The 1,314-nt window shown below is 76.9% G+C and carries 1 protein-coding gene; it reads right to left on the bottom strand.

Features of this window, described 5'->3' with window-relative positions; translation table 11 throughout:
* Positions 1 to 143: 143 nt before the first annotated feature.
* The coding region (locus tag GTR00_RS24555; protein ID WP_323132657.1) for a TerD family protein at positions 144 to 1,314 on the bottom strand (1,171 nt) is incomplete at its 5' end.

Below are 1,314 nucleotides of genomic sequence, written 5' to 3' on the forward strand. Positions count from 1 at the left end.
CGTCGGTGCCGTCCTCACCGTCGCGCTGGGGCACCTGTTCGGCGACTACCTCCTGGGCGCCGGACCCGGCCTGCTCGTCGCGCTGGCCGTCGCCGGCGCCGGGGCGGTGGCCCGCCGGCGCCGCTGAGCGCGCCGGGCGGCCCTCACCCGAACAGCAGCTCGCGCGCCGGGTCCACGAGCTTGCGCACCGTGCGCCCCGAGCGGAACTCGCCCAGCGCGCGCATCGACCAGGCCGGGCCCTCGCGCACCACCGCGGCCATGAGGACGGCGGTGGTGTCCTGCGTGTCGCTGAGCTCGTAGCGCACCAGCTCCGCGCCGCGGTCGTCCAGCAGCCGGCAGAACGCCCGGCGCACGGCGGTGAAGCGCTGCCCGCCGAAGGAGTTGATCGTGAACACCAGGGCGTGGACCTCGGCGGGCAGGTCGCCCAGGCGCACCCGGATCTGCTCGTCGTCGCCCTCGCCGGCGCCGGTGAGGTTGTCGCCGCTGTGCACGATCGCCCCGCGGAAGGCCTCCTTGCCCATGAACCACACCTTCGCCAGGTCCTCGCCGCGCGCGTCGAAGGCGATGCAGGAGGCGTCCAGGTCGATGCTGCGCCCGCCCGCGGCGGGGTCCCAGCCCAGGCCCAGGGTGACCGCGCTCAGCGGGGGAGCGCCGGTCTTCACCAGCGAGACCGTCTGGTCCTTCACCAGGCTGACGCGGCCCTTGTCCAGGTTCAGCGGCGTGCGCGCCGGTGCCGCGGGGGGCTGGGCGGCGGGGGGCTGCGCGGGTTCGTCGTCGACGCTGATGCCGAAGTCGGTGGCCAGCCCCGCCAGGCCGCTGTCGTAGCCCTGCCCGACCGCGCGCAGCTTCCACCCGGCCCCGCGCCGGTACAGCTCCCCGGCCACGAACGCCGTCTCGGCGCCCGCCTCGGGCACGTCGAAGCGCGCCAGCTCCGCCCCGGCGGCGTCCAGCACCCGCAGGTGCAGGCCCGGCACCTGCCCGAACGTGCCGCCGTCCGCGGAGGCGGCCAGCACCACGCGCTCCACCTGCGCCTCCACGGCCGGCAGGTCCACCTCCACGGCGCCGTCGCGGCCGTGGCGCACCGCCCCGGAGGGGTGCGCGGGCTGGTTGTAGAAGACGAAGTCGTCGTCGGAGCGCACCCTGCCCGCCGCCGTCAGCAGCAGCGCGCTGGTGTCCACCCCCGGCACGCCCGGCCCGGCGTCCCAGCCCAGCACGGCCCGCACGGGGGCGGTGGGCAGTTCGGTGTTGGACCCCTTGGTCAGCTGCGTCGCCACGCGACCACCCTGCCCGCCGCCGCACCCGCCGCGCCAGCGA

The sequence above is a fragment of the Kineococcus indalonis genome, assembly GCF_009906395.1.
Taxonomy (GTDB): domain Bacteria; phylum Actinomycetota; class Actinomycetes; order Actinomycetales; family Kineococcaceae; genus Kineococcus; species Kineococcus indalonis.